Raw genomic sequence first — 24805 nt, 5'->3', positions numbered from 1 at the left:
GCTCGTACACATGGGATACCTCCTGCTGGCCGGGGCCATCGCGGCCGAGGTGTGCGCCACCACCGCCATGAAGTACAGCGACGGCTTCAGCAGGCTCTGGCCCTCCCTGCTGACCCTGCTGGGCTACGTCGTCTCCTTCGCGCTCCTCGCGCAGACCCTGCGCACCGTGGCCGTCGGCACCGCCTACGCCATCTGGGCCGGCGTGGGCACGGCCGCCATCGCGACCATCGGGATCGTGTTCCTCGGCGAGGGCATGAGCGCCGCCAAGGCCGTCGGCATCGGGCTGATCATCGTCGGCGTGGTCGTGCTGAACCTGGGCGGTGCGCACTGATGGCGGCACGCCGGTACGACCCGGAGCGGCGGCAGCGGATCATCGACGCGGCGATCCGGGTGGTCGGCCGCAGCGGCATCGCGGGGCTCACCCACCGCAGCGTCGCCCGGGAGGCGGACGTGCCGCTCGGCTCCACCACGTACCACTTCAAGACCCTCGACGAGCTGATGGTGGCCGCCCTGCGCCAGGCCAACGAGGGCTTCGCCAAGGTGATCGCCTCACGCGGCGGCCTGGAGGACCCGCGCACCGACCTGGCGGCCGAGCTGGCGGCGCTGATGGGGGAGTGGCTGGGCGGCGAGCGGACGGGCGTGGAGCTGGAGTACGAGCTGTACCTGGCCGCGCTGCGGCGCCCGGCCCTGCGCCCGGTCGCCGCCGAGTGGTGCGAGGAGGTCGCCGCGCCGCTGTCCCGCCGTACGGACCCGGTGACGGCGCGGGCCCTGGTCGCCCTGATGGACGGCATCTGCCTCCAGGTCCTGCTGACGGGGACGCCGTACGACGAGGCGTACGCGCGGGAGGTGCTGGGGCGGCTGCTGCCGGGCGACGGCGGGGCCGGGGCCGGCACCTGAGGCGGGTACCGGACGGCACCGGAGGCCGCTTGCGGACCGGCACCTGAGATACGGGCGGCACCGGTTCGCGTCCGGTGCCACCTGCCGGTTAGGTTGCCCTCATGACCGACACGACTGCTCAGAGCACCACCGGCGCAGTGGCCGCCGGCCTCGCCACGATCGCCGCCGACGGCACCGTCCTCGACACCTGGTTCCCGGCCCCCGAGCTCGCCGCCGAGCCGGGTCCGTCCGGCACGGAGCGGCTCTCCGCCGAGCAGGCGGCCGAGCTGCTGGGCGGCGGCGCCACCGCCGCGGTCGGCCCGGACCAGCGCCGGGGCGTCGAGGTCGTCGCGGTCCGCACGGTCATCTCCTCCCTGGACGCCAAGCCGGTCGACGCGCACGACGTGTACCTGCGCCTCCACCTGCTCTCCCACCGCCTGGTGAAGCCGCACGGTCAGAACCTGGACGGCATCTTCGCCCACCTCGCCAACGTCGCCTGGACCTCGCTGGGTCCGGTCGCCGTGGACGAGCTGGAGAAGGTGCGGCTCAACGCCCGTGCGGAGGGCCTGCACCTCCAGGTGACCTCCGTGGACAAGTTCCCGCGCATGACGGACTACGTGGCCCCCAAGGGCGTGCGCATCGCCGACGCCGACCGCGTCCGCCTCGGCGCGCACCTCGCCGAGGGCACCACCGTGATGCACGAGGGCTTCGTCAACTTCAACGCCGGCACGCTCGGCACGTCGATGGTCGAGGGCCGCATCTCGGCGGGCGTCGTCGTCGGCGACGGCTCCGACATCGGCGGCGGCGCGTCCACGATGGGCACCCTGTCGGGCGGCGGCAACGTCCGCATCTCCATCGGCGAGCGGTGCCTGGTCGGCGCGGAGGCGGGCGTGGGCATCGCCCTGGGCGACGAGTGCGTGGTCGAGGCCGGCCTCTACGTCACCGCCGGCACCCGGGTCACTCTTCCGGACGGCCAGGTCGTCAAGGCCCGCGAGCTCTCCGGCGCCTCCAACATCCTCTTCCGCCGCAACTCGGAAACGGGCCGCGTGGAGGCCCGCCCGAACAACGCGGTGTGGGGCGGGCTGAACGAGGTGCTGCACAGCCACAACTGATCACCGGCGGCCGTGACCTGCGGCCGCCCTATGGATCAATGCCTGACCTGCGACTTAGCTGTCGTCGATGATCAACGTCAGTCGTCGTTGAGCACCCCCGCACGGCCCGTGGACGGCCCGGGCGGGGGTGTCGCGGTATACCCCTCGATGCGAACTGCGGGCACGGCAGTCGTTGTCGGCGACGATCGGTTGTGATCGCTGTGGTTGCTGTACTTCCCTCTGTACGGGGAGCCCCGCGGGGCGTTGTCCTTGGCGTGTGTTTCACTTCCCGGTCATGGACGAACGGGAACTGCTCGACGGCGCTGCCTCCCTGGTTCGGCCCGGTGGGCCGGAGTTGGTGTGTGGGTGGGGCGGGCACGGGGCGGGGCAGGTGTGTCTGGCGGTTTCCGGCGCGGTTGATCTGCCCGCTCTCGTCGAGCGGTTCAGCCGGCGGTACCCAACGTCTCGTTCGACTTGATCACGCAGTGGCGGGCCGGACTGTGCGTCGACCGGGGCACCACGGTCGGGCCGTACGAGGAATACGCGCCGGGTGGCAAGGGCGTCGTCACGTGGGGCTGCACCGAATGGGCCGACCAGTACTGCTGGTTGCTTGACGCCGAGCGGCCTGGCCACTGTCCCGTCCTCGCACGGTCCCACGATCCCGGACCCTGGTACCGCTACGACGACATGTCCGCCTCCGAGTTCCTCCACCGCGTCCTCGCCGATGCCGATTTCCAGCCGTTCGGCATCGCCCGGTACGAACTCGGCGTGACCTTCGTGCCCGGCTCCCACGGCGACGGCGCAGAGGCCCTGTGACACCATCGCGGCATGCTGCGACTCACCGACTTCATCATCGACTGTCCGGACACCATGGAGTTGGCCGGCTTCTACTCCGAGGTCACGGGACGGCCCGTCAAGGCGGACAGCACCGCGGACTGGGCCGGGATTCGGTTCGGAGAGATCGAGTTGGCCTTCTTCCGCGTCGACGACTACCGGGCTCCTCAGTGGCCCGACACCGAGCATCCCAAGCAGTTTCACCTCGACTTCGAAGTCGACGACATCGACGCCGAGCAGGCCCGTGTGATCGGGCTCGGGGCCACGCTGCGCAAGGACTTCGTCGGGCCCGAGGGGTACGGGTGGCGGATCTTCACCGACCCGATCGGGCACCCCTTCTGTCTGTGCCGCAACAAGGGCGTCGTCTGGACCGACGAGGGGCCGGTCTGGCCCGGGCGGGACTGACCCGGAGTGGACGAAGCCGCGCTGAGGGGCGCGGAGCGGCGGCTCGGGCGGCGGCTGCCGGGGCCTTTGGCCGATGTGCTGCGGAAGAACGGCGGCGGCGTCGTCGTCGACACGTACGGGACCGACGTCGTGTGGCCGCTCGAGCGCATCGTCGAGGAGAACCTGTCGTTCTGGTCCGGGGAGGCGTTCGCCGGGCTGTACATGCCCTTTGATCCTCTGCTGTTCCTCGGGGACAACGGCGGGGGTGACCAGTTCGCCCTGGTCGTCCGGCCCGAGCGGGACGACGTCTTCGTGTGGGAGCACGAGACCGACAGCCCCCGGGCGTGGCTGGTGAACGCCGACCCCGGGCAGGGGCACGTTCCGCCGTTCAGCGACGGGCAGGTGTGGAACTGACCTCCGTCAGCAGGTCGTAGGTCTCCCGCAGGGCGGCCGTCGTGCGTGGGTCCGCCGGGCGTAGGGGCGGGCGGACCGGGCCCGAGGGGAGGCCCAGGGCGGGGAGCAGGGCCTTGGCCGTGACCGTGCCGGGCAGGCCGCCCGCCATCATCGCCTCGATCAGCGGTGTCAGCCGCTGCTGGAGGCGCGTCGCCTCCGCCGTGTCGGCCTTGTCGAAGGCGTCCAGGACGGAACACACCGCGGACGGGGCCACGTTGGCCACCGTGCTGACGCACCCCGCGCCGCCCACCGCGTACAGCGCCAGATTGTGCTCGTCGCATCCCGCGTAGTACGCCAGGTCCGTACGGGCCATCACCTTCTGCACCGCCAGGAAGTCGTTGCTGCAGTCCTTCACCGCCACGATGCGCGGATGTTCCGCCAGGCGGAGCACCGTGTCCGGCTCCACGCGGACCCCGGTGCGGGCCGGGATGTCGTACAGGACCACGGGGAGGCCCGTCGCGTCGGCGGTCTCGCGGAAGTACGCCTCGATAGCGTCCTGCGGCGGGCGGCTGTAGTACGGGGCGACCACCAGCAGGGCGTCGGCGCCCGCCTCCTCGGCCTCGCGCGCCAGGGCGGCGGTGTGCGCGGTGTCGGGGGTGCCGACGCCGGCGACCAGCGTGGCGCGGGTCCCGACGGCCTCCCGTACGGCCGCGATCAGTGACCGCTTCTCCGCGTCCGTCGTCGTCGGCGACTCCCCGGTCGTGCCCGACAGGACCAGGCCGTCGCAGCCCTGGGTGACCAGATGGTCGGCGAGGCGCTGCGCGCCGTCCAGGTCCAGCGCGCCGGAAGAGGTGAAGGGGGTGATCATCGCGCACAGCGTGCGGCCGAGGGAGGGAGGAACGGTCGTCATGGGAGTAGTGTCGGCCCCCGCACAGTGAAGGTCCACTTACAGGTTCTGACCGATATCCGTAAGCTTTGCTTGAGGGATAGTGCGGAGTGCGCGGGGGTACTCGGGTGACCCCACCGAGAGGAGGCGCACCGTGGCCGGAACCATCCAACAACGGCCCGTCCGCGACGAGCACAGCGTCGGCGAGCTCGTCGGCCAGGCCACCGAACAGATCTCGCGACTCGCACGGCAGGAAGTGGCGCTCGCCAAGGAGGAACTGGCGGAGAAGGGGCGCCGGGCCGGAGTCGGCGGAGGGATGCTGGGAGCGGCGGGAGCGTTCGGTTACGCGGGGCTGCTCGCGCTGGCCGCCACGGGAATCGCCGCACTCGACCTGGTGCTGCCGCTGTGGGCGGCGGCGCTCATCATCACGGGCGTGCTGTTCCTGATCGCCGGCGTGCTCGCGCTCGCCGGACGCGGGCAGCTGCGCCGGGCCACGCCGCCCAAGCCGGAGCGGACGCTGGGCAGCGTGAAGGCCGACGTCGAGGAGATCAAGGGAAGGGCACACCGATGACGCACGACGTGAGGGGCTCGGCGTCCTCGTCGGGAGCCCACGTGGACGCCGGCAGTGAGCAGGCGCGCGGGGCCAAGGGCCCCGACGAACTGCGCCGCGAGATCGAACGCACCCGGCACGAACTCGGCGACACCGTCGAGGAACTGGCCGGGAAGATGGACGTCAAGGCACGGGCCAGGGCGCGCGCCGACGAATTCAAGGACCGGGCCGGCGCGATGGGCGTGCAGATGCGCAGCACCGCAGCGCACGCCGGCGACGTCGGCAAGCAGCACCGTACGCAGCTGATGGCCGCCGCGGGTGCGCTGGTGATGGTGGCCGTGGGCGCGGTGGTGTTGGTGCAGCGCCGCCACCACTGAGCGGGCGCACCGCGCAACGGCTGGGGACGGGAGCGGACAAACGCTCCCGTCCCCTTCTGCCACGTGCGATCACACAGGGGTCACGGCTTGAAGCGCAGCACCTGCGGGTCGTGGTCGCTGATCTGGTCGTGGAACTCCGCGTTGATGTGCACGCTGTCGTAGCTGAACGAGCACTGGCGGCGGATCGACGGGCTGATCAGGATCTGGTCCAGCGCCTGGCTGTTGCCCTGGTACACGTACGAGTAACGCTCCGACGCGGGCAGCGACTTGACCGCCGACCAGAGCACGCCGTCGCCCTCCATGATGCGGGTGGTGCGGGAGAACTCGAAGTCGTTGATGTCGCCGAGCGCCACCACCGCCGCGTTCTTCTGCGCCTTGAGGATTTTCGCGGTGAAGTCGTGGACCTCCTGCGCCTGGAGGTGGCGCTGCGTCTCCGAGCTGCGCACCGGCGGCTGGTACTGCGAGGTCAGCCCCTGGTCGCCGCCCTTGGACGAGAAGTGGTTGGCGATCACGATGACCGTGCGGCCGCGGAAGACGAACTCGCCGGCCAGCGGCTTGCGGCTGTTCTCGAACGCCGCCGAGTCCGGGGCGATCCGGCCGGGCGACAAGGCCAGGGCGGCCTTGCCGCGTACCTTGACCACGTCGGTCGCCGTGATGGCGTCGCCGCCGGGCCGGTCGGTGAAGGACACCCGGGCCGGGTTGAACAGGAACGCCTGGCGGATGTTGCCGCCCGGCTCACCGCCGTCCTTCTTGTCGGCCGGGTCGACGGCACGCCAGTCGTAGCGCGGGCCGCCGGCCGCCTCGATGGCGTCGATGAGCTTCGCGAGCGTGACGTCGGCGGCGACTGTGCCGTCGTCCGTGGCGCCGTTGTTGTCCTGGATCTCCTCCAGCGACACGATGTCGGGCGAGGACAGGCTGTGCACGATCGCCTCGGCGTGCGCGGCGAACGTGTCGTCCGACGGGTCGAGGTTCTCCACGTTGTACGTGGCTATCGCCAGCTCGGAGCGGTGCTGCGCGCGGGTCGTCCCGCGCTGCGTGCCGCCCGCCTCCAGCGTGCCGAGCTCGCTCGCGACCAGGGTGTAGCCGCCGTACTGGTTGTAGTCCAGCGGGCCCGTGGTGGCGCCCGCGAGGACGTCGCCGACGTTCGCGTCGGGGAAGTCGGCCGCCTTGCCCAGCGACTGGATCTGGATCCGGCCGGTGTTCTGGGAGTCGTACGAGCCGTACACCGTGCCGCCGCGCTTGTTCCGGTTCTCGTGCGGCTTCACGGTGACCCACAGCTCCGTGTACGGGTCGGTCGCGCCGACCACGCGGGCGTCGGCGACCCGGACGTTCATGCCCTCCAGCGACTCGTACAGGTCGAGGGCGTACGTGCCCGGCCGCAGCGTGAGGGCGTTGACCGAACCAGCGGCCGCCGGGTCGCCCTGCGGCGCGTACGCGGCCGGGACCGAGCGCGCGTCGAGGACCGCCGGGGCCGGGACCGGGTTGCCGCGGGAGACGACCGTGACGGTGGGCTTGGTGATCTCGGTGACCGACTGGTTGCCGGAGGAGGTCCCGCCGGGGACGTACTCCGAGACCGTTCCGGAGACGGAGACCTCGTCGCCCACCGCGACACCCTGCGGGGTGGAGCTGGTGAAGACGAACACGCCCTCACTGGTGGCCGGGTCGGCGTCGGGGGCGGGGTCCTGGATCCAGAAGCCGCGGGACGAACCGTAGGTACGGATGCCGGTGACGATGCCGGTCACGTCGGTGACCTGCTTCCCGGCGAAGGGCGACACACGCGTGTCGCCCTGGATGTCGTGGATGCGCACGGACTCGGCGTGCGCGGGCGTCGTGAGGACGACGGTGGACGCCGCGGAACACACGGCGGCGACGGTGAGCGCGGCGAGGCGCGCGGTCGGTCTGCTCGGCAACGGATTCCCTCCGGGGACCGGAACGAGGGTGGCGGGTGCGGTACGGGACACACCCTGTCTACGCGCGTCAATGTCCAGCCTTCCCAAGCCACTTGTCAAGGTTTCGGCCATGTGCGCCGCACGACGCGGAGAGGAAGCGGGCGGCATGGGTGGAAATCCGTCTAGGCTGAGCGGGCGAGACGCACAGGCCCTAGGAGAAACAGCCGATGTCAGACAGCTCCACCCTGCCGCCGGCGCGGTTGCGCCCCGAAGCGGAGCTGGCGCGCGACGCCCTGTCCACTCCGGTGCTGTCCCGGGCCGCCCGGCTGGCCCGCTGGGCCGGCCCCGCGACCCGGGTGGACGCCGGCGGCGGACTGGTCGACGAGCAGCTCCCGGACGCCGCCGCGGAGTTGGGTCTGAGCGGGGAGGACGCCGCGGCCGACGCCAGCGAGGCCTGGCGGGTCGCCGTGGACACCGGGCTCGTCGAGGTGGTCGACGAGGAGCAGGGCACCGTACGCGCGGGCGACGAGCTGTCGCTGCTCACCGGAGGCTCCCCGCAGGACGTGCTGAGCGTGTGGCTCGGCGCCCTGGAGACCGTGCTGGGTGACGCGAGCGTGCCCGACCTGGGCGGTCTCGTCGACGCCATCGCCGGGGGCGAGGGGTCGGGGGAGCTGGACCTCGACGCGCTCGACTGGAACCCGGAGGCCGAGGCGGAGTTCCTCGACGGGGTCCTCGGCAACCTCTACCTGCTGACCGTCGGCGAGGACAAGGCCGGCGACGCGCCGGTGCCGCTGCCCGCGCTGGCCGCCTCCGTCATCGTGCCCGACGGCATGGCGGAGCCCAGCAACGACGTCCTGGAGCAGGTGTCCGACGCGATGATGCGGCTGGACGACCAGTTCCGGATGCTGGAGCCGGTCGGGCTGGTGGAGTACCAGCCGGTCGACGAGGCGCTGATGGCCGACGCCGACGAGGAGCCCGCCGCGCCCGTCGACGACACGGACGTCGCCCGCTACGGGCTGGTACGGCTCACCCCGCTGGGGCTGTACGGGCTGCGCGCCCGGCTGCTGGAGGCCGGCTTCGAGGCGCCCGCGGTCGGCGACCTCGCGGACAAGGGCGCCGACGCGCTGCTCGACGGCACCGCCGCCTACCCGCCGGCCGCCGCCCACGCCGAGACCGAACACTGGCTGGAGCCGGCGCCGGCCGCTGGAGGCCGCCCGGGAGCTGCTGGCCGCCGCGCGCGGCTCCGACGAGGGCGCGCCGCTGCGGCGGCTGCGCTGCCAGCAGGCGCTGTCGCTGGTGGGCGGCGCCGCGGAGCCCGCGCTGCGGGAGGTGCTGGACGACGCCGAACTCGGCGGTCTGGCGCGGGTGTGGCTCGCCGAGCAGGGAGCCGCGGACGTGCCGCCGCCGTCCGAGGCGATGATCTTCTGGCTCACCATCGACACGGTGGCCGCGCAGCTCGCCGCCGAGGGCGAGTCGGAAGAACTGCACGCCCTCGTCGAGGGCCTGGCCCGGCAGCACAGCGGCTTCTTCGACACGGTATGGCGGGTGGACCACCCGGCGACGGCGGACGTCCTGGAGGCCATGGGCCGCCTCCACTCGGACAAGAAGGTCGCGAAGGAAGCGCGGAAGGCTGCGTTCAAGGCGCGGTCGCAGCGAGGGAACTGACGAAGCGCCGGTGATCCGATCAACCGCCCGGGCGAGGGCCGCCCTCCTACGGTGCCGCGCGACGATCAGGCTTCACGGTCCGGTTCCGATCCACTCGGCGCCGTCGGGGGAGAACTCCTTCTTCCAGATCGGGACTTCTTCCTTGAGCAGCTCGATACACGCGCGGGCGGCCTCGAACGCTTCGGCTCGGTGGGGTGCCGCCGCGGCGAGGACCACGGCGGGTTCCCCGATCTCGAGCCGGCCGGTTCGGTGCGCGACGGCGACGCGGACTCCGGGTGCGGTGGCCTCGCAGCGGCGGATGATGTCGGTCAGCACCTTCAGCGCCAGACTCGGGTACGCCTCGTACTCCAGACGCGTCACCGACTTGCCGTTGTTGTGGTCCCGCACGGTGCCGATGAAGACCACGGTGCCGCCTTGGCCCGGCCCCGTGACCGCGGTCAGCACCTCGTCCACGCTCAGGGGTCGGTCGGTCAGCCGGCAGTAACGATCCGGGCCTGACGTCACGTCACCTGAATGCGCGTCGGACACAACCCGTGCGCTGACTGCAACAAGCCCGGCAGCCACCGTCGCCGCCGCCATCACCACGGCGAAGGCGGTGAGAGCGAGCGGCTGGGAGACGAGCTGGGTCGCTGCACCGAGGCCGACGACGGGCAGAGTGATTCCGAGGTAAGCGGCCAGGAACAGTCCGGACAACGCGTCTGCCCGGTTCTGCGAGGAGGCGCTGTCCGCCACGGCCTTGACCGCCGCGGCGAAGGCGAGTCCCGCGCCGGCGCCACCGACGACCGCGCCGGCCAGGAACATGGTCAGGGCGCCGGACCATACCGCGACGACCACGATGCCCAGCCCGACCAGCAGGGCGGCGAAGGCCGGCCCGACCGTGCGGCGTGCGGTCGTCTCCCGCTCACGTACCAGGGCCTGCGCGACAGCGGCAGATCCCAGCGCGGTCGTGGCGGCGAGCCCGCCGACGGTGTGCGACGGCTCGCGCAGGGTGTCGAGGACGAACGACGGCCCCAGCGCGGCGAACAGCCCGAACAGGGCGAAGCTGACGAACGCCGAGGCGGCTTCGGCGAGGAACCGGCGGCGCTGTGCGGCGGGCACGTCGATGCGCCGCACGCGGTACGGCGGGCGAGGCTCGGGAACGTCGATGGTCTCAGGAGCCAGGCTCATCAGCCCGGCCATCACCAGCAGCAGGACCAGATAGATCCAGTAGGGCAGTTGCAGCGGACGGGGCGCGAGATCCGCGAGCGCACCGGCGACGACCGGGCCCAGGCCGAGACCGCCCAGATTCGCCGCGGTCGCGACCACCTCCGCCCGCCGCATGCTTCCCCCGGGACGGGCAGCACGGTGAAGCTCAGCCAGGTAAGCCGTGGCCGTCGTGGCGATCAGTCCGACCGAGACGCCCGTGAGCACCCGCGCGACGATCAGTCCGGGCAGTGACGACCAGAAGAGGAAACACAAGTCGGCGACGACGGCGACGTACACCGCGGGCAGCAGCACCCGCCGCCGGCCGAGCACGTCGGAGAAGTGGCCCAGCAGAAACAGGCTGAGCAGTACGCCCACCGCGTACGCGGCGAACACCAAGGTCACCGTCGTCGCCGAGAGGTGGTCACGGGCCTGGTAGAGCACGTACAGCGGCGTCGGCACCGTGCCGAACGACATCACGGTCGCAAAGCCACATGCCACGAACCAGAAGCCGGCGCTGTACGCGCGCCGTCCGGCGTGTTCGGCGATGGAGTGCACCCGTGTCCCCCTCATCCACCGATGGCGCTCATCGAGCGCCCCGGCTGTGTGAACCCCGCATCGTTGATCCCATGGCCGGCCGCCTTGGCCCACGCCGAGCCCCGCCACAGGCCGGCCAGGGTCTCCTCGTCCGCTCCGGCTCGAAGCGGGCCGCGGAGATCGGTCTCGGTCCGGCTGAACAGACAGTTGCGCACCTGGCCGTCGGCGGTCAGCCGGGTACGGTCGCACGTGTCGCAGAACGGTCTGGTCGTCGACGCGATCACACCCACCGTCGCCGGGCCGCCGTTCACCAGCCAGCGCTCGGCGGGCGCCGACCCCCGCGGGTCGGCAGTGGGGGCCAGGGTGAAGGCGGCACCGAGTGAATCCAGAATCTCCGCGGCGGTGACCATCTGTGCTCTGTCCCAACTGTGTTGGGCGTCGAGCGGCATCTGCTCGATGAAGCGCAGCTGGTAACCGTGTTCGAGGCAGAAGCGCAGCAGAGGCACCGCCTCGTCGTCGTTCACGCCCCGCAGCAGCACTGCGTTGATCTTCACCGGCCCCAGGCCGTGGGCCTTGGCGGCGGCCAGTCCGGCCAGGACGTCGTCGAATCGGTCCCGCCGGGTGATCATGCGGTACCGGTCGGCGCGCACGGTGTCGAGCGAGATGTTGACCCGGTCCAGACCGGCGGTTGCCAGCGCGTCGATACGCCGGGCCAGCCCGACGCCGTTGGAGGTGAGCGAGATCCGGGGCCGCGGCGACAAGGCGGCGGTGGCCGCGACGATCTTCTCCAGCCCCCGTCGCAGCAGCGGCTCGCCACCGGTGAACCGGACCTCGGTGACGCCGAGCCGGTGCACCGCGACCGTGATGAGGGCGATGACCTCGTCGTCGTCCAGCAGGTCGGGCCCGGGCATCCAGTCCAGGCCTTCCTCCGGCATGCAGTAGGTGCAGCGCAGGTTGCAGCGGTCGGTGAGCGAGACGCGCAGGTCCGTGGCCGAGCGGCCGAAGCGGTCGACCAGCAGCGGGGTGTCCGGGCGGCCCGCGAGGTCGGGGGCTCGCCTGGTACGGGGCAGGCCGAGGTCAATCGGTTGCGGCGTGGGCTGGGGCATGGGACACGGCTTTCCGTCGTGGCATGTGCCGCGTGGTGATCGCCCGGCACATGTTCTCGAGGCTTGCAAGGTTGTGACCGGGCAGGAAGATGTCGATATGAGGCAGCGCGGCGGCCATACCCCGGGCGAGCGGCCGGTACCGCGGATCGCCCTTCAGGGGGTTGAGCCACACGACGCGGTGAGCCCGGCGCGACAGGTTGCGCATCGCCTCGCCCAGCGTCGCTGGATCGTCCCGGTCCAGGCCGTCGGAACACACCACGATCAGCGCGCCACGCACCGAGCAGTGTCCTCCGTAGCGTTCGACGAGTTCACGCATCGAGGTGCCGAGCAGGGTGCCGCCGTCCCAGTCGTCGACGACACCGCCGATGTGGCGCAAAGCGGCGTCCACCGACACCTTGCGCAGAGCGTCGGTGACACGGGTCAGATGCACCCCGCAGGTGAACACCTCCACCCGATGTCCCGCGTGCATCAGCGCATGGCCGAAGCGCAGCAGCGCCTTGGCGTACGGCGCCATGGACCCGGACACGTCAATCACCAGGGTCAGCGGACGCTCCCGGAAGCGCTGCCGGCGGCGGGGCAGCCGCATCGGCTCGCCATCCGTCCGCAGCGATCCGCGCAGCAGACCCCGGACGTGGAGATACCGGCCCACAGTCGCCGGCTGCTGCCGCCTGCTGCGTCGCCGGGGGAGGTCCGGGCGCAGCCGGCGGATCAGCGCGGCGACCCGGCGCCGTTCCTCCGGAGTCATCGCGCCGAAGGACTTCTCCTTCAGCAGCTGCACCTCGCTGGGGACCAGCCGGGCATCGTCGGCCTGCTCGTCGTCGGTGTCGGCGGCCCGGGGGGTCGGCGTGCCGGGCGCGGCGTCCTCCCGCTCGTGGATGCTCGTCGGCACGGCTTTGGGCGTGGGCGGCCCCTCCTGCGCATCGGTGGGCGAGCCTCCGAAGAAGTCGGCGAACGCGCGGTCGTACACCGGGTAGTGGTGCCGGTGGCTGACCAGCACCGCGCGACCGGCCCAGTACATCTGCCGTATGCCGGGTGGTCCTGCGGAGTCCGCGCCCATCAGGTGCAGCGCCGTGTAGAACGCCACGGTCTGCTCGGGTCCGGACTGCAGGCCCCGGTCCCTGAGCAGTGCGACGAATTCCACGCATGCGCGGCCGGTCACCTCGGCCGGAGACGCTGAGGGCGAGATCATGGCGCCGTCGGCAGGACGTCGGCGATCCGGTCCCGCACCACCCGCTGGTCGTCCACGTCCTTGACCAGGGCGCTCAGGGTGGCCGCGGCCGTCTCCGGCGAGAGCGTGGAAACACCCAGCATGTGCAGGGCGTTGGCCCAGTCGATGCTCTCTCCCACCCCTGGCGGATTGCCGAGGCCGAGCCCGCGGACCCGCCGTACGGCAGCGGCGACCTCCCTGGCGAGCGGCTCCGGGACCTCCGGTGCGCGCAGCCTGAGGATCTGGAATTCGCGTTCGGTGTCCGGATGCTCCACCCAGTAGTAGAGGCAGCGCCGACGCAGAGCGTTGTGCAGATCCCTGGTGCGGTTGGAGGTGAGGACGACCAACGGGCGCGAGGACGCCTCGATCCGGCCCACCTCGGGGATCGTGACCGCGAAGTCCGACAGCAGCTCCAGGAGAAATGCTTCGAACTCATCGTCCGCACGGTCGATTTCATCGATCAGCAGCACGGCGCGGTCGCCCTTCTCCAAGGCGTCCAGGAGCGGGCGCGTGAGCAGATAGTCCCGGGTGAAGACGTTTTCCGCCCCGCCGTCCCCGGCGCCCCGCACGGCGAGCAGCTGACGTCCGTAGTGCCAGTCGTAGAGGGCCTGGCTGGTGTCGATGCCCTCGTAGCACTGCAGGCGGATCAGCTCGCGGCCCAGCAGCCCGGACAGTGCCTTGGCGATCTCGGTCTTTCCGACGCCGTTCTCGCCCTCGAGCAGAAGCGGGCGCTCCAGGCCGAGGGCCAGGTACGCGGCCGTGGCGAGTCCCTCGTCGGCGAGGTAACGGAACTGCCCGAGCCGCTCCTTGACCTCGGTGACCGAGGAGATGCTGTTGCGGCCCCCGGACGTCGTCGGCTGGACATCAGTTGCCACGCCGTGCTCCTTCGGATCCGCGCAGCTTTCCGAACTGCCGCAGAAGGGCGCGTACGAGGAGGCCCATCAGCAGCCGGAACCCGGCGACCGCCTCGGCTTCCCGGGGGGCGGGCCGGGCCGGCGCCTGCGCCGGGGCGGGAGCTCCCTCCACGGGGGCCGACGCGCCCCACTCCCTGCTCGGCTCCTGCCCCGGTTCCGCGACCAGGACCGGCTCCGACTGCTGCAGGCGGGCCTGCAGCGAGTGGGCGAACTTCTTCGTCATCTGCTCGGAGACGTCCTGCATCATGCCGCGTCCGAACTGGGCTATCTGACCGCTCACCTTGAGGTCCGTGAACACCGACACCGACGTGGTGTCCGGCTGCGGGCCGGGCTCGACCACCACGTGGATGTCGGCCGACGCGTTGCCGCGGCCGCGCTGGTCCTTGCCCGCGCCGCGCAACATCATCCGCCGCTCGGCGTCGTCGCGCTCGACCATCTCGACGGTGCCCTCGAACGCCATCGCCACCGGACCGAACTTGATCTTCAGCCGACCGCGCCAGTTCTTGTCGTCGACGGTCTCGACGAGCTCCGCCCCCGGCATGCAGGGAACGATGTTCTCGACGTCGAGGAAGAAGTCCCAGGCCTTGTCGACCGGGGAGGACACCACGAATGAGTTCTGGAGTTGCACGGTGTGTTCCTATCGATTGCGTTCGGGTAACGGTCTCTCTCAGGCAGCGGGCTCTGCTGTGAGATCCAGCGCGTACGGGCGGCTGATGGGCTCCTGGCCGGAGCGTCCGCGACTGGTGGCCAGGACTTCGGCGACGATCGAGAGGGCGATCTCGTCCGGCCCCTGCGCGCCGAGGTCCAGCCCGGCCGGGCCATGGAGACGCAGCCCGTCACGTTCGGTCGGCAGCACTCCGTCGCGGGCGAGGTCGTCGAGAAGCCGCTGGAGCCGCAGCCGGGGGCCGAGGACCCCGATGTACCGGGCGTTCGTGCGGAGCGCCGCGCCCAGGTAGTCGCGGTCCCGCAGGAAGTTGTGGCTCATCACGACGACATAGGTGTTGTCGTCCACCGGCAGCTCACGGGCCGTGCCCGCAGCGCTGACGATCAGGGTGGTCCCGGGCGGGAAGCGGTCGGGGTCCAGCACGAGCCGCCGGTCGTCGACCACGACCACATCCCAGCCGAGCTCCGCGGCGGGGCGGGTCACCGGCACTGCGTCGACGCCCGCACCGCACACCACGAGCCGCGGCGGCGGCTGCAGGACCTCGACGAACGCCCGCACCTCACCCGCTGCGGAGGGCAGCGTCACCAGGCCGCTTCTGCCTGCGGCGAGCGCGGACCGGACCGCGCTCGGCGGGGGCCCGGCGTCGGCCCCGCCGGTCGGCTCCTCGGAGTCCACCTGCCACCAGCGCCGGCCGACGGCCGTGCCCGAGACCAGCGTCAGCAGCGTGGCCCTGCGGCGGGCCGACACCGCTTCGGCGAGCACGTGTCCCGCGGCCCGCGCGGACTCGGCCGGTTCGACGAGGATGTCGAGCACGCCGTTGCATCCCATGCCCCAGCCGAGGACGGCTTCCTCCTCGGCCGTGAGGTCGAACGTCACGATTCGGGCGGCCCCGGTCCGTTCGACGTCACGGGCTGCCTCGACGATCTCGGCGTCGAGGCAGCCGCCGGTGAGGTTGCCGGCCGTGCTGCAGTCCTCGCGTACCAGCAGCCGGGCTCCGGGCCGGCGGTAGGACGAGCCGCGCACGGCGACAAGCGTGGCAAGGGCGAGCGGGCGAGGCCGACCCTCGCGGTCCTCGGGCCGAAGCTCACCGAGGACCGCGAGGAGCTCCGCGGCGGTGGCGGACATCAGGCGGACCCTGCCGCAGCGCGCCCCGCCTGCACCGTCGCCACGATCTCCGAGGGCTTGACCGGAAGCTCCCGGACGCGCATCCCGAAGTCCCGCAGCGCGTCGTCAATGGCTGCGGAGACGACCGACGGGGTCACCATGCGGCCGCCCTCGCCGCCGCCCTTGATGCCGTATTCGGTGAAGGGCGAGGGCGTCTCGACGTGCGCCATGCGGAACGCCGGAACCTCGTTGGCCGTGGGAATGAGGTAGTCCATGAACGTCGAGGACTTGAACTGCCCGTCCTCGTCGTAGGCCAGCTCCTCGTACAACGTGGACCCGAGCCCCTGCGCGGCGCCGCCGGTGACGTGGCCGCCCAGACTCTTGGGGTTCACGATCGTCCCGGCGTCGTGCACCGCCACGTAGTCGAGGAAGGACAGGATCCCGGTGTCGGGGTCGACCTCCAGGACCGCGATGTGGCAGGCATGGCCCATGATCGGATAGAAGACGCCCAGGTCCGAGCGGTCCGGTGACGGCAGCGTCGTGTACGGGTGGTCGTAGGTGTACGACTCCTCCAGCCCGCTCGTCATGCCCTCGGGCAGGTTGAGCGCGAAGAAGTACGCGGTCCCCGCCAGTTCGGCCAGCGTCAGACCCCGCTCGGGTGCGCCCTTGACCTGGACGCGTGCATCGACGAGCTCGAGGTCCTCCGTGGCCACTTCGAGGGTGTGCGCGGCGATGTCGATGAGCTTCTTCTGCAGCTTGCGCGCCGCGCCTCGTACGGCACCGGCCAGCATGACGGTGTAGCGGCTGCCGCCCGGGCCGGTGCCCGGCAGCGCGTGAGCGGAGTCGGCGTACCGGATGTTGACGCTCTCCGGCGCGATGCCGAACTCCTCCGCCAGCACGGTGGCGCCCACCGTCTCAGGGCTGTTGCCCCACATCGACTGGCAGTGCAGCAGCAGCTGGAACTCGCCGGTGGGGTCGATCGTCACCGTCGCGCTCTCGGGGCTCGAGGTGAGAGGGAACGCCGGATTGTCCATCAGCGCCCAGAACTCGGTGGCGCTGAAGACGCTTCGCTCCTGGGTGGTGGCCAGGCCGATGCCGATGTAGCGGCCCTCCTCCTCCCGCAGCTGCTTCTGCTCGTCGCGCCACTTGTCCAGGTCGATCATCGACAGCGCCTTGTCCAGCACCGCCGGGTAGTTGCCGCTGTCGTAGACGTTGCCGCCGGGGATCTTGTACGGGAACTGGTCGGGCTGGATGAAGTTGCGGCGGCGGATCTCCTCCGGCGCGAGCCCGAGCCGGCGCGCCGCCTTGTCGACCAGCCGTTCCAGCACCCAGTTGTGCACCTCGGAGCCGAAGCCGCGGTAGGCGCCCTGCTGGCACTTGTTCGTGAGCACGGCACGCACGTGGTACTTCACGTCCCGGAACCGGTACGGGCCGACGATCTGGGAGAAGGCGTTGCCGTGGGTGCCGACGCCGAACTGCATGTAGGCGCCGTAGTCGTCGACGCAGTCGATGTCGAGTCCGACGATCGTGCCGTCGTCGCGGAAGCCCATGCGGGCGTCGTAGTAGCGGTCGGAGGCGTGGTGATCGGAGTTCATCAGGTGGTCGATCCGGTCCTCGATGTACGAGACCGGGCGCCCCACCTGCAGGGCCAGGAAGCCGGTGAGGGTGGGCACCTTGTGCGCGGTGAACTTGCTGCCGAAGCTGCCGCCGGCCGGAACCGGCTTCATCGTCAGCTTGTTGGACGGCAGCTTCAGCGCCGAGGCGATCAGGAAGGAGAAGTAGCTGAAGTTGAGCGAGTTGCAGTAGATCTCCAGCACGCCGTTGAGCCCCGGGTGGGCCACCGCGCCCGAGGTCTCCATCGGCATGCCTGCCGAGCGGCCCCAGTGGAGGGTGTCCTCCACCACGAAGTCGGCCTGGGAGAACGCGGCGTTCACATCGCCGAACTCGAAGGTCCGCTCGTAGCCGATGTTGCTGCCGTGCTCCTCGTGCAGCAGGGCGGACCCGGGCTCCATGGCCGCCATCGGGTCGGTGACCGGCGGGAGATCCTCGAAGTCGACCTCGAGCAGTTCCACGGCGTCCTCGGCGATGTACCTGCTCTCCGCGACGACCGCTGCGACGGCCTCGCCGACGTAGCGGACCTTGTCCACCGCGAGCGGGTACTGGGCGATCGATGCCGGGCCGAAGTTCATGCAGGGGTTCATCTTCGCCTTGCAGTCCTCGCCCGTGACCACGGCGACGACTCCCGGCAGCTTCAGCGCCTCGGTGGCGTCGACGGACCGGATCCGCGCGTGCGGCACGGGGCTGCGCAGGATCGCGGCGTGCAGCATCCCCGGCAGTTTGAGGTCGGCGATGTACCCGCCACGGCCGACCAGCAGCCGCGGGTCCTCGACCCTCTTGCGGTCCGCACCGAGGTACTTGTAGCGGGACTTCTCCACGGTGTTCGCGTGCTCCGTGGCCATCAGTGACGACCTCCCGTGCTGTCGTCGGTCGCCGCCGTGCCGCAGCCGGCCCCGGCCGCACCGCAGCGGAGCTTGGCACTGGCGGACTGGACCGCGTTGACGATGTTCTGGTAGCCGGTGCAGCGGCACAGGATTCCGGAGATCTCGTGGCGCACCTCGGCGTCGGTCAGCTCACGACCGGTCTCGATGATCTCCTTCGTGCGCAGCACCATCGCGGGCGTGCAGAAGCCGCACTGCAGCCCCTGTTCCTCGGCGAAGGACTCCTGGATGGGGTGCAGCTCCGCCGGGTTGCCGGAAAGGCTCTCGACGGTCTCGACCGCGTGCCCGTCCGCCTGGACGGCGAGCATCAGGCAGGAGCGCACCGAGTGGCCGTCGAGGAGGATGGTGCAACATCCGCACACGCCGTGTTCGCAGCCGAGATGGACGCTGACAAGGTCGAGCTCGTCGCGCAGGAAGTCGGCGAGTGTGGTGCGCGTCGACACCTCGCGCGTCACATCCCGGCCGTTGACGCGCACGGTCACGGTCCGCTGGCCGGTGCCGTACTTGCTGCCGGTGGAGGTCGTCACTGGGCGTTGCTCCTCTCGTGGGCGCGGGCCACGGCCGCGGTGATCGCTCGCTGCACCACCACGGTGGCCAGGTGCTGTCGGTACGCGCGTGTGGCGTGCATGTCGTCTCCCGAGGTCACCGAGGGCACGATCTCCTTGGCGGCCCTGGCGATGTTCTCCTTGGTCGGCAGCTCGCCGGCCAGCGCCTGCTCGACCGCGGTGGCGCGGACGGGGGTGTCCGAGATGCTGGCGGCACTGACGGCGAGGGAGGCGATGCGGCCGTCCTCGCCGAGGTTCACCACCGCGGCGGCACCGGCGAGCGCGAAGTCGCCCTCCCGCCTGGCGACCTCGACGAACCCGTGGCCGGCGGTCCACGGCATGACCGGGTAGCGGACCGCCACGAGGACCTCCTCGGGCTCCAGGGCGGTGGTCATCCAGCCCTGGAAGAAGTCCCGGGCGGCGATGGTGCGCGAGCCCGACGGGCCGCGCACGACCAGCGTCGCGTCGAGGGCCACCGCCGTGCACGGCAGTTCGGCGGCGGAGTCGGCGTGCGCGATGCTCCCACCGACGGTGCCGCGGTGGCGGTTCTCGATGTGGCCGATGAATTTGACGGCCTGGGGCAGCAGCGGCACCAGTTCCTGGACGAGAGGGTGGTCCTCGAGCTGGTACTGCCGGACCCCTGCGCCGATCTCCAGGACGTCGGACCAGCGCTCGATCTTCTGCAGGTCACTGATTCTGTTGATGTCGATCAGTGCCTCCGGCCTGGCAAGCCGGATGTTCAACATGGGGAGGAGACTCTGTCCTCCGGCGAGGACGAGGGAGTCGATGCCGTACTCGTTCTTGAGCGCGACGGCTTCATCGACGGAATCGGGATCGCAGTACGTGAATGCGGGCGGCTTCATTGCCTGTCCTTCGGTGCGGCTCCTGCGGAAGGGCGGGTGACCGGGGGCCCGGGGCCGAGGTCGGCGGGGGTGCGGTTACCCCGAGATTACGACGGGCCATCCGGCAGGTGACTGTGGTGCCCCACAGGGTGTGGGGCGGATCATGTGTTCTCAACCATGGGACGCCCGGTCCTGGGTGGGGTCCGAGCGGTGTGCGGGAGCGTACGGGTGATGATCGAGATTGACGACGATGGCGTCCTGCGTACTGCGCGCGACGATCATCCGTACCGGCTCGGTGTCGCTGCCGTTCTCCTCCCAGTGCACGGCGCCCGGCGGGATGAACACGAAGTCCCCCGCATGCGCCTCGCGGGCCTGGTCCAGCCGGTCGCCCACCCACCAGCGGCCGACGCCGCTGAGCACGTACAGAGCCGTCTCCGACTCGCCGTGATGGTGGACGCCCGTCTTCGCGCCCGCCGGGAGCACGGACAGGCCCATCCACAGCTCCCTGGAGCCGAGGCGTTTCGCGGACACCGCCTCGAAGCGCTGCAGACCCGGCGTCTGCGGGGTGTCGTCGTCGAGCTCCTCGTGCCGGACCACCTGTACCTCGGGAACCTCAGGCATGGCGTGGATCCTTTCCTGTCGTACGGATGTCTGCTGTCTGACGGCCGTCGGCTTCACCGGTCCGGGCCGTACAGCCCGAATCGCAGCGAACGGTCGCGAGGATCGGCGGTGCCGTCGACCTGGTAGCGGGTGCCCATGGCACGGACCCGGCTCAGCAGGCTGCGGCCGAGCTCCAGCCGGCCGGGCTCCCACTCCGCCAGGGCGGAGACCACGTCGCCGCCGGTCTCGCGCAGCGCGGCGGCCAGAGCCCAGGCGTCGGCGGCGGCCTTCGCGGTACCGGCGGCTGCGTGGGGCCGCGCGGCGAAGGCGGCGTCACCCGTGAGAGCGACCCGGCCGAAGGCCATCCTGGGCACCTCGATGTCGAGCACGGGCTGGATGAACGGCTCCTCGGTGCGCTCCACGATCTCGGCAGCGGCCGGCGCCAGCAGCTCTCGTGCCGCGGCGCGCAGTTCCTCGACGTAACGGTCCTGGACCATCCCGGGGTGTACCGACACCGCGCAGGGGAAGCCCCGCTTGTCGGTGAGCAGCTCGTCCAGCTCGGGCCCCTCGGCGACATTGCGGTACCAGACGTAGTTCAGATGCCGCTTGCCGATCTCAAGCTCTCCGGCCGGGCCGGGGATCGGGTACATGCAGATGTGCGTGCTCGGTCCGACCGAGTAGGCGAGCGAGTCGTGCAAAAGCTCGAACGTCTCCTCGCTGACCGCGCTCTCCAGCACGGTGCCGCGCCATCCGACATAGCCGGAGTACTGCGCCCGGACCTCCGGCAGCAGCCGCCGTCGACCGGTCGAAGAGATGCCGTCCGCGAACACCACCAGGTCGGCGTGGACCCGCCGCCCGCTGACGAATCTCAGCGTTACCTGGTCGGCGTCCTGGTCGAGCCCTGCCACATGCTCACCCAGGTGGTACCGCTCGGTCCCGAAATCGTCGAGGAGAGCCCGGTAGGTAGCCGTCCACGAGGTGAACCGCCATGCGCTGGGCTCGTCATGAATGATCTCGTTGCCCGGTCCGAGGTAACGCAGCGTCGACGATCCGGTGCTGACCTTTTCCACCGCGGCGATTCCACCGTGCTCCTCGAACCAGCGCACGGTGTCGGGCTGCAGGACCACGCCCGCCCCGCGCCCGTCGAGCAACTCGGGCGACCGCTCGTACACATCCACCTGGCAACCGAGTTCGCGCAGGACCAGAGCGGCGGTCAGGCCGCCCATGGACCCGCCGACCACCGCCACTCGCAGCCGACCGTATTCGTTCATCATCTGCCTCCAGGTCATGTACTGGCCTAGAACAGACTGGCCTTCGAGGCTCGGGCGGAACATGTGCGGCTACACGATGAAAGGCCATTTCGCTGTGGACTCCCACAGTCCCGCGGAGCGGCCGAGGGCGCATGCTCCGGCGACCAGCCGACGCCCCCGCTCCAGCCGGGCTGGTTCCCACTCCGCGAGAGCGTCCGGCACAGCGGTGCCCGTACGGCCGATTGCCGCGGCGAGGGACCAGCCGTCCTCGACCGCCTTCGCCGCGCCCGCCGTCGCGGGAGGACGGGACGTGAAGGCCGCGTCGCCGATCAGGCAGATCCGCCCGACGACCATCCGGGGCACCGTGACGTCGACGACTTGCTCGACGTACGGCTCCGGTGCCCGTGACACCAGCTCGGCGAAGAACGGCGGCATCATCTCCGCCGCCGCTTCCCGCATCCGTCGCACGGAGGCGTCGGGCACCATGCCCGCCGACACCGTCAGTGAGCGCTGGGTACCGGTGCGGTCGGTGAGCGTCGCGGTGAGCGCACGGCCGTCCGGGAGATCGCGGTACCAGACGAAGTCGAGCAGGTGCCCCGGTGCGGGACTCACCCTCACATGGCTGTCCGGCAGCCGGAGAAAGCTCACCGCCCCGGCGAGGGCCCGGGCCGCGGACGGCGGCAAGGAGCTCTCGTGGACGCGGCCACGCCAGGCCACATAGCCGGCATAGCGCGGGAAGGATCGCGGAAGCAGCAGCCGCCGGCTCGTCGAGCCGGTGCCGTCGGCGCAGACCACCAGGTCGGCGCGCTCGATCCGCCCGCCGCGGAAGAGGGCCGCGGCGGATCGGCCGTCCTGCTCGAGACCGACCACCGCGTGGTTTCGCCGCACCCTGTCCCGGCCCAATGCCGTCAGCAGCGCCCGGTGCAGCGCGGCCCAGGACGCGAAGCGGTGGGCGCGTGGCTCTTCACGAAGCAGCGCTCCCTGGGCGTCGAAGTGGCGCACCGTCCGCGCCACGCCGACGGGGAAAGCACCGCACTCGGCGAGCAGCCTTTCGGTCGACGGGGGCAGCAGCACACCGGCGCCGTCGTCGCGCGGTTCGTGTCCGTTGCGCTCGAACACCTCGACGTCCGCACCCGTCCGGTACAGGTGGAGTGCTGCATTGAGCCCACCGAGAGAGCCACCGATCACGACGACACGTGGAGGCACGGCACTCCTTGGCAATCCGGTATCAGTCTGTGTCTCCACTGTTCCGGGGCGCCTCCCACGTCTCAATGTGTGCCGGCACCCCCCTTGCCGGATTCGCTGTGTGTCTGCACAGTGAGGGCCGTGTGCGAGGCGAAACGTAACCCTACCGATGACGGCACGAGCGATGTGCGGCGATGGCTTGCGGGCGTTGCCGAGATCGCGACCGCCGTGAATGCGCCGGTGCCACTGCCGGTCCTCCTGGATCTGGTGGCCGAGAAGGCCTGCACCCTCATGGGGTACGAGCTGTGCGCCGTGCTGCTGGCCAACGACAGCCGGGACGCGTTGGTGATCGAGGGGTCGTACGGCCTCACCCCCGAGTACGTCGCTCGCGTCAACACCGACCACCCGATCCGGCTCGGGCCCGGGCCGCTGGGAGAGGGGCCGTCCAGCCGGGCGTTCAACAGCGGCGAGCCCCAGGCGATCGATGACATCACGGTGGAACCGATGTTCCGGCCCTGGGGGGAGGTGGCGCGCGAGCAGGGCTACCGGTCCATGGTGTCCGTACCGCTCAGGGTCGCCGGAACACCGGCCGGTGCGTTGAACTGCTATCGGACCCAGCTCCACACCTTCGACGCCGACGAGCTGGACCTTCTGATCACGCTGGCCGACCAGGCGGGGATAGCCATCGAGACCGCCCGGCTCCGGGACCGCGAACGCGACACCATCGCCGATCTCGAGGAGCTGAACGAGTCCCTGACCACACAGCACCGGCTGCTGCAGGAGGCCGACCAGATCCACCGGGATCTGACGTCCGTTGCGTTGCGCGCGGCCGGAGTGCAAGGCGTCGCCGCCGCCCTGTCCGGACTCCTCGCCCGCCCCGTGCTCATCACCGACCCGGCAGGGCACCCGCTCGGGAGCGCTGAGAAGGACGGGAGCCGGCTGGAGGTCCCGCACGTCGAGCAGACAGACGAGACCGGCTCCGAACGGCTCACGGAGCTGCCCGACCCGGAAGGCGGCCCACGGATCGTGGCGCCGGTGCTGCTCGGCGGAGAGCTCGTGGCGCGGATCTGGCTGCCGGGCCGGCTCGTCGACCTCGGGCCGCTCGGCCACCGCGCGGTGGAACACGGAGCCACTGTGGCCGCCCTCGAACTACTCCGCCGCCGGACCGCGCTGGAGGTGGAGTGGAGGCTGAGGGGGGACCTGCTGAGTGATCTGCTCTCCGGCGTCGCGTCCGGGACACTCGGTTCGCGCGCCCGGACGCTGGGCCACGACCTCTCCCGGCCCCACGCGGTGCTGGTGATCAAGGCGGACACCACCACGGCAGGCACGGCGGGGGCGGATCTCGCGACTGGTACGCGTCCGGCCGACGTGCGGCGGCTGCTCGGCATCGTGCACAGCGCGACCGACGGTGTCAGGCCCCGCCCGCTCGTCACCAATTGGGGTGAGTTCGTGGTGGTGTTGTGGCCCGACGACACATCGAAGAACCAGCAGGCCGACCCGGTGACTGCCGGCCACATGATTCGCCGGGCGGTCGGCCGGACGCTCAACGACTCCACCGTATCCGTCGCGGTCGGGGCCGTCTGCTCCGAACTGAGCGACTATGCCGCGGCTTTCCGGGTGGCCCGTGGCGCCCTGGAACTCGCGCAGCTGCGCGGAGGGCGGGACCGGACGGTCACCCTGTCCGAGCTGGGCGTGTACGGCCTGCTGCTCCAGCTCGACGATCCCCGCGAGCTCATCCGGTACGCCGATCGCGTCCTGGCACCCTTGCGCGCGTACGACTCCCGCCGGGACGCCGCTCTGATCGAGACGCTGCGGACCTACCTGGAGCAGGACCTGAACACCGCCCGCACGGCAGCCGCGCTGTATGTGCACCCGAACACCGTCGGCCTGCGGCTCAAGCGGATCGAGGAATTGCTCGGGTCGCCGCTCTCACAACCGGAGACACTCCTGCAGGTCCAGGCCGCGTTGATGACCGAGGACGTGCTCGGCCACGCCTGGCCCGAGCACGCCCAACGGCTCGGGTGACGACGCCGCACGGCGTGATCCCACCCGGCCTCGGGACCTGGATCCCCGCCGCCGACGCCTGCCAGCTGCCGGAGCACCTCAACCGGGCCGGCCCGGGCCACCGACCCGGGCCGGGGTGCGAGGCTCTGCGGCAGCTCGTCGTGCGCAGCTACTGCTGCGACGCGAAGCGAGGTCCTACGAGGTTCGCGCGAGGGCACATCG

General features: G+C 71.1%; 23 protein-coding genes and 1 pseudogene. 10 read left to right on the top strand and 14 right to left on the bottom strand.

Features of this window, described 5'->3' with window-relative positions; all coding sequences use genetic code 11:
• Positions 1-10 precede the first annotated feature (10 nt).
• The 6 genes from AY578_RS07590 (at position 11) to AY578_RS07565 (ending at position 3599) form a co-directional block, all read left to right on the top strand.
• Complete coding sequence (locus AY578_RS07590; protein ID WP_019522224.1) at positions 11-331, top strand: DMT family transporter; 321 nt, start codon at positions 11-13, stop codon at positions 329-331.
• On the top strand, positions 331-897 hold the full coding sequence (locus AY578_RS07585) for a TetR/AcrR family transcriptional regulator (RefSeq protein ID WP_019522223.1): 567 nt from the start codon (positions 331-333) through the stop codon (positions 895-897). The genes AY578_RS07590 and AY578_RS07585 overlap by 1 nt, the downstream gene beginning before the upstream one ends.
• A gap of 101 nt (positions 898-998) precedes the next feature.
• Positions 999-1988, top strand: a complete 990-nt coding sequence (gene dapD, locus AY578_RS07580) for a 2,3,4,5-tetrahydropyridine-2,6-dicarboxylate N-succinyltransferase (RefSeq protein WP_161108453.1) — start codon at positions 999-1001, stop codon at positions 1986-1988.
• A 453-nt stretch (positions 1989-2441) separates the two neighbouring features.
• Positions 2442-2783 (top strand): hypothetical protein, encoded by a 342-nt coding sequence (locus AY578_RS07575; protein WP_052183348.1) that lies wholly within the window; start codon positions 2442-2444, stop codon positions 2781-2783.
• 12 nt (positions 2784-2795) lie between these two features.
• Complete coding sequence (locus AY578_RS07570; protein ID WP_019522220.1) at positions 2796-3206, top strand: VOC family protein; 411 nt, start codon at positions 2796-2798, stop codon at positions 3204-3206.
• A 6-nt stretch (positions 3207-3212) separates the two neighbouring features.
• Positions 3213-3599, top strand: coding sequence for an SMI1/KNR4 family protein (locus AY578_RS07565; RefSeq protein ID WP_258902196.1), 387 nt, complete (start codon positions 3213-3215; stop codon positions 3597-3599).
• On the opposite strand, the gene dapA is transcribed toward AY578_RS07565, so the two are convergent.
• The gene (dapA, locus tag AY578_RS07560) at positions 3574-4488 is read right to left on the bottom strand and encodes a 4-hydroxy-tetrahydrodipicolinate synthase (RefSeq protein WP_161231427.1); all 915 of its coding nucleotides are present in this window, start codon (positions 4486-4488) and stop codon (positions 3574-3576) included. The genes AY578_RS07565 and dapA overlap by 26 nt on opposite strands.
• A 130-nt stretch (positions 4489-4618) precedes the next feature.
• On the opposite strand from dapA, the gene AY578_RS07555 reads away from it, so the two are divergent.
• The gene (locus tag AY578_RS07555; protein ID WP_136239272.1) at positions 4619-5035 is read left to right on the top strand and encodes a phage holin family protein; all 417 of its coding nucleotides are present in this window, start codon (positions 4619-4621) and stop codon (positions 5033-5035) included.
• 41 nt (positions 5036-5076) lie between these two features.
• Complete coding sequence (locus AY578_RS07550) at positions 5077-5391, top strand: DUF3618 domain-containing protein (RefSeq protein ID WP_086020092.1); 315 nt, start codon at positions 5077-5079, stop codon at positions 5389-5391.
• A gap of 80 nt (positions 5392-5471) precedes the next feature.
• On the opposite strand, the gene AY578_RS07545 is transcribed toward AY578_RS07550, so the two are convergent.
• A complete protein-coding gene (locus tag AY578_RS07545; RefSeq protein ID WP_258902195.1) occupies positions 5472-7301 on the bottom strand; it encodes a DUF8508 domain-containing protein in 1830 nt (609 codons plus the stop codon).
• A 206-nt stretch (positions 7302-7507) separates the two neighbouring features.
• On the opposite strand from AY578_RS07545, the pseudogene AY578_RS07540 reads away from it, so the two are divergent.
• A pseudogene (locus tag AY578_RS07540) lies at positions 7508-8945 on the top strand (hypothetical protein).
• Positions 8946-9017: 72 nt separating this feature from the next.
• Here AY578_RS07540 and AY578_RS07535 read toward each other — a convergent pair.
• The 12 genes from AY578_RS07535 to AY578_RS07480 form a co-directional block, all read right to left on the bottom strand.
• The gene (locus tag AY578_RS07535) at positions 9018-10793 is read right to left on the bottom strand and encodes an MFS transporter (protein ID WP_258902194.1); all 1776 of its coding nucleotides are present in this window, start codon (positions 10791-10793) and stop codon (positions 9018-9020) included.
• Positions 10697-11683: a GTP 3',8-cyclase MoaA gene (gene moaA / locus AY578_RS07530; protein ID WP_214258163.1), complete on the bottom strand. Its 987-nt coding sequence runs from the start codon at positions 11681-11683 to the stop codon at positions 10697-10699. Before moaA ends, AY578_RS07535 begins: the two co-directional genes overlap by 97 nt.
• A 58-nt stretch (positions 11684-11741) precedes the next feature.
• Positions 11742-12911 (bottom strand): vWA domain-containing protein, encoded by a 1170-nt coding sequence (locus AY578_RS07525; protein WP_258902193.1) that lies wholly within the window; start codon positions 12909-12911, stop codon positions 11742-11744.
• Positions 12912-12955: 44 nt separating this feature from the next.
• The gene (locus AY578_RS07520; RefSeq protein WP_137207112.1) at positions 12956-13852 is read right to left on the bottom strand and encodes an AAA family ATPase; all 897 of its coding nucleotides are present in this window, start codon (positions 13850-13852) and stop codon (positions 12956-12958) included.
• Positions 13842-14519 (bottom strand): SRPBCC family protein, encoded by a 678-nt coding sequence (locus AY578_RS07515; RefSeq protein ID WP_019522209.1) that lies wholly within the window; start codon positions 14517-14519, stop codon positions 13842-13844. Before AY578_RS07515 ends, AY578_RS07520 begins: the two co-directional genes overlap by 11 nt.
• Positions 14520-14558: 39 nt before the next feature.
• Positions 14559-15680, bottom strand: coding sequence for an XdhC family protein (locus AY578_RS07510; RefSeq protein WP_258902192.1), 1122 nt, complete (start codon positions 15678-15680; stop codon positions 14559-14561).
• The gene (locus tag AY578_RS07505) at positions 15680-18118 is read right to left on the bottom strand and encodes a xanthine dehydrogenase family protein molybdopterin-binding subunit (protein WP_258902191.1); all 2439 of its coding nucleotides are present in this window, start codon (positions 18116-18118) and stop codon (positions 15680-15682) included. The genes AY578_RS07510 and AY578_RS07505 overlap by 1 nt, the downstream gene beginning before the upstream one ends.
• Complete coding sequence (locus AY578_RS07500) at positions 18118-18684, bottom strand: (2Fe-2S)-binding protein (RefSeq protein ID WP_019522206.1); 567 nt, start codon at positions 18682-18684, stop codon at positions 18118-18120. The genes AY578_RS07505 and AY578_RS07500 overlap by 1 nt, the downstream gene beginning before the upstream one ends.
• Positions 18681-19565 (bottom strand): FAD binding domain-containing protein, encoded by an 885-nt coding sequence (locus tag AY578_RS07495; protein WP_161108459.1) that lies wholly within the window; start codon positions 19563-19565, stop codon positions 18681-18683. The genes AY578_RS07500 and AY578_RS07495 overlap by 4 nt, the downstream gene beginning before the upstream one ends.
• 150 nt (positions 19566-19715) lie before the next feature.
• Positions 19716-20165, bottom strand: a complete 450-nt coding sequence (locus AY578_RS07490) for a cupin domain-containing protein (RefSeq protein ID WP_019522204.1) — start codon at positions 20163-20165, stop codon at positions 19716-19718.
• Positions 20166-20218: 53 nt separating this feature from the next.
• The gene (locus AY578_RS07485) at positions 20219-21415 is read right to left on the bottom strand and encodes an FAD binding domain-containing protein (RefSeq protein ID WP_026243414.1); all 1197 of its coding nucleotides are present in this window, start codon (positions 21413-21415) and stop codon (positions 20219-20221) included.
• A 69-nt stretch (positions 21416-21484) separates the two neighbouring features.
• Positions 21485-22600, bottom strand: coding sequence for an FAD binding domain-containing protein (locus AY578_RS07480; protein WP_161232251.1), 1116 nt, complete (start codon positions 22598-22600; stop codon positions 21485-21487).
• Between the two features lie 219 nt (positions 22601-22819).
• Between AY578_RS07480 and AY578_RS07475 the strand changes: the two genes are divergently transcribed.
• Positions 22820-24604 (top strand): helix-turn-helix domain-containing protein, encoded by a 1785-nt coding sequence (locus tag AY578_RS07475; RefSeq protein WP_234008113.1) that lies wholly within the window; start codon positions 22820-22822, stop codon positions 24602-24604.
• Positions 24605-24805: the final 201 nt, after the last annotated feature.

Origin of the sequence: Streptomyces thermocarboxydus, assembly GCF_024760485.1 — a bacterium.
Taxonomy (GTDB): Bacteria; Actinomycetota; Actinomycetes; order Streptomycetales; family Streptomycetaceae; genus Streptomyces; species Streptomyces cellulosae.
Note: the sequence above shows the minus strand (reverse complement) of the source record. Positions and strands in the feature narration are given on the sequence as shown.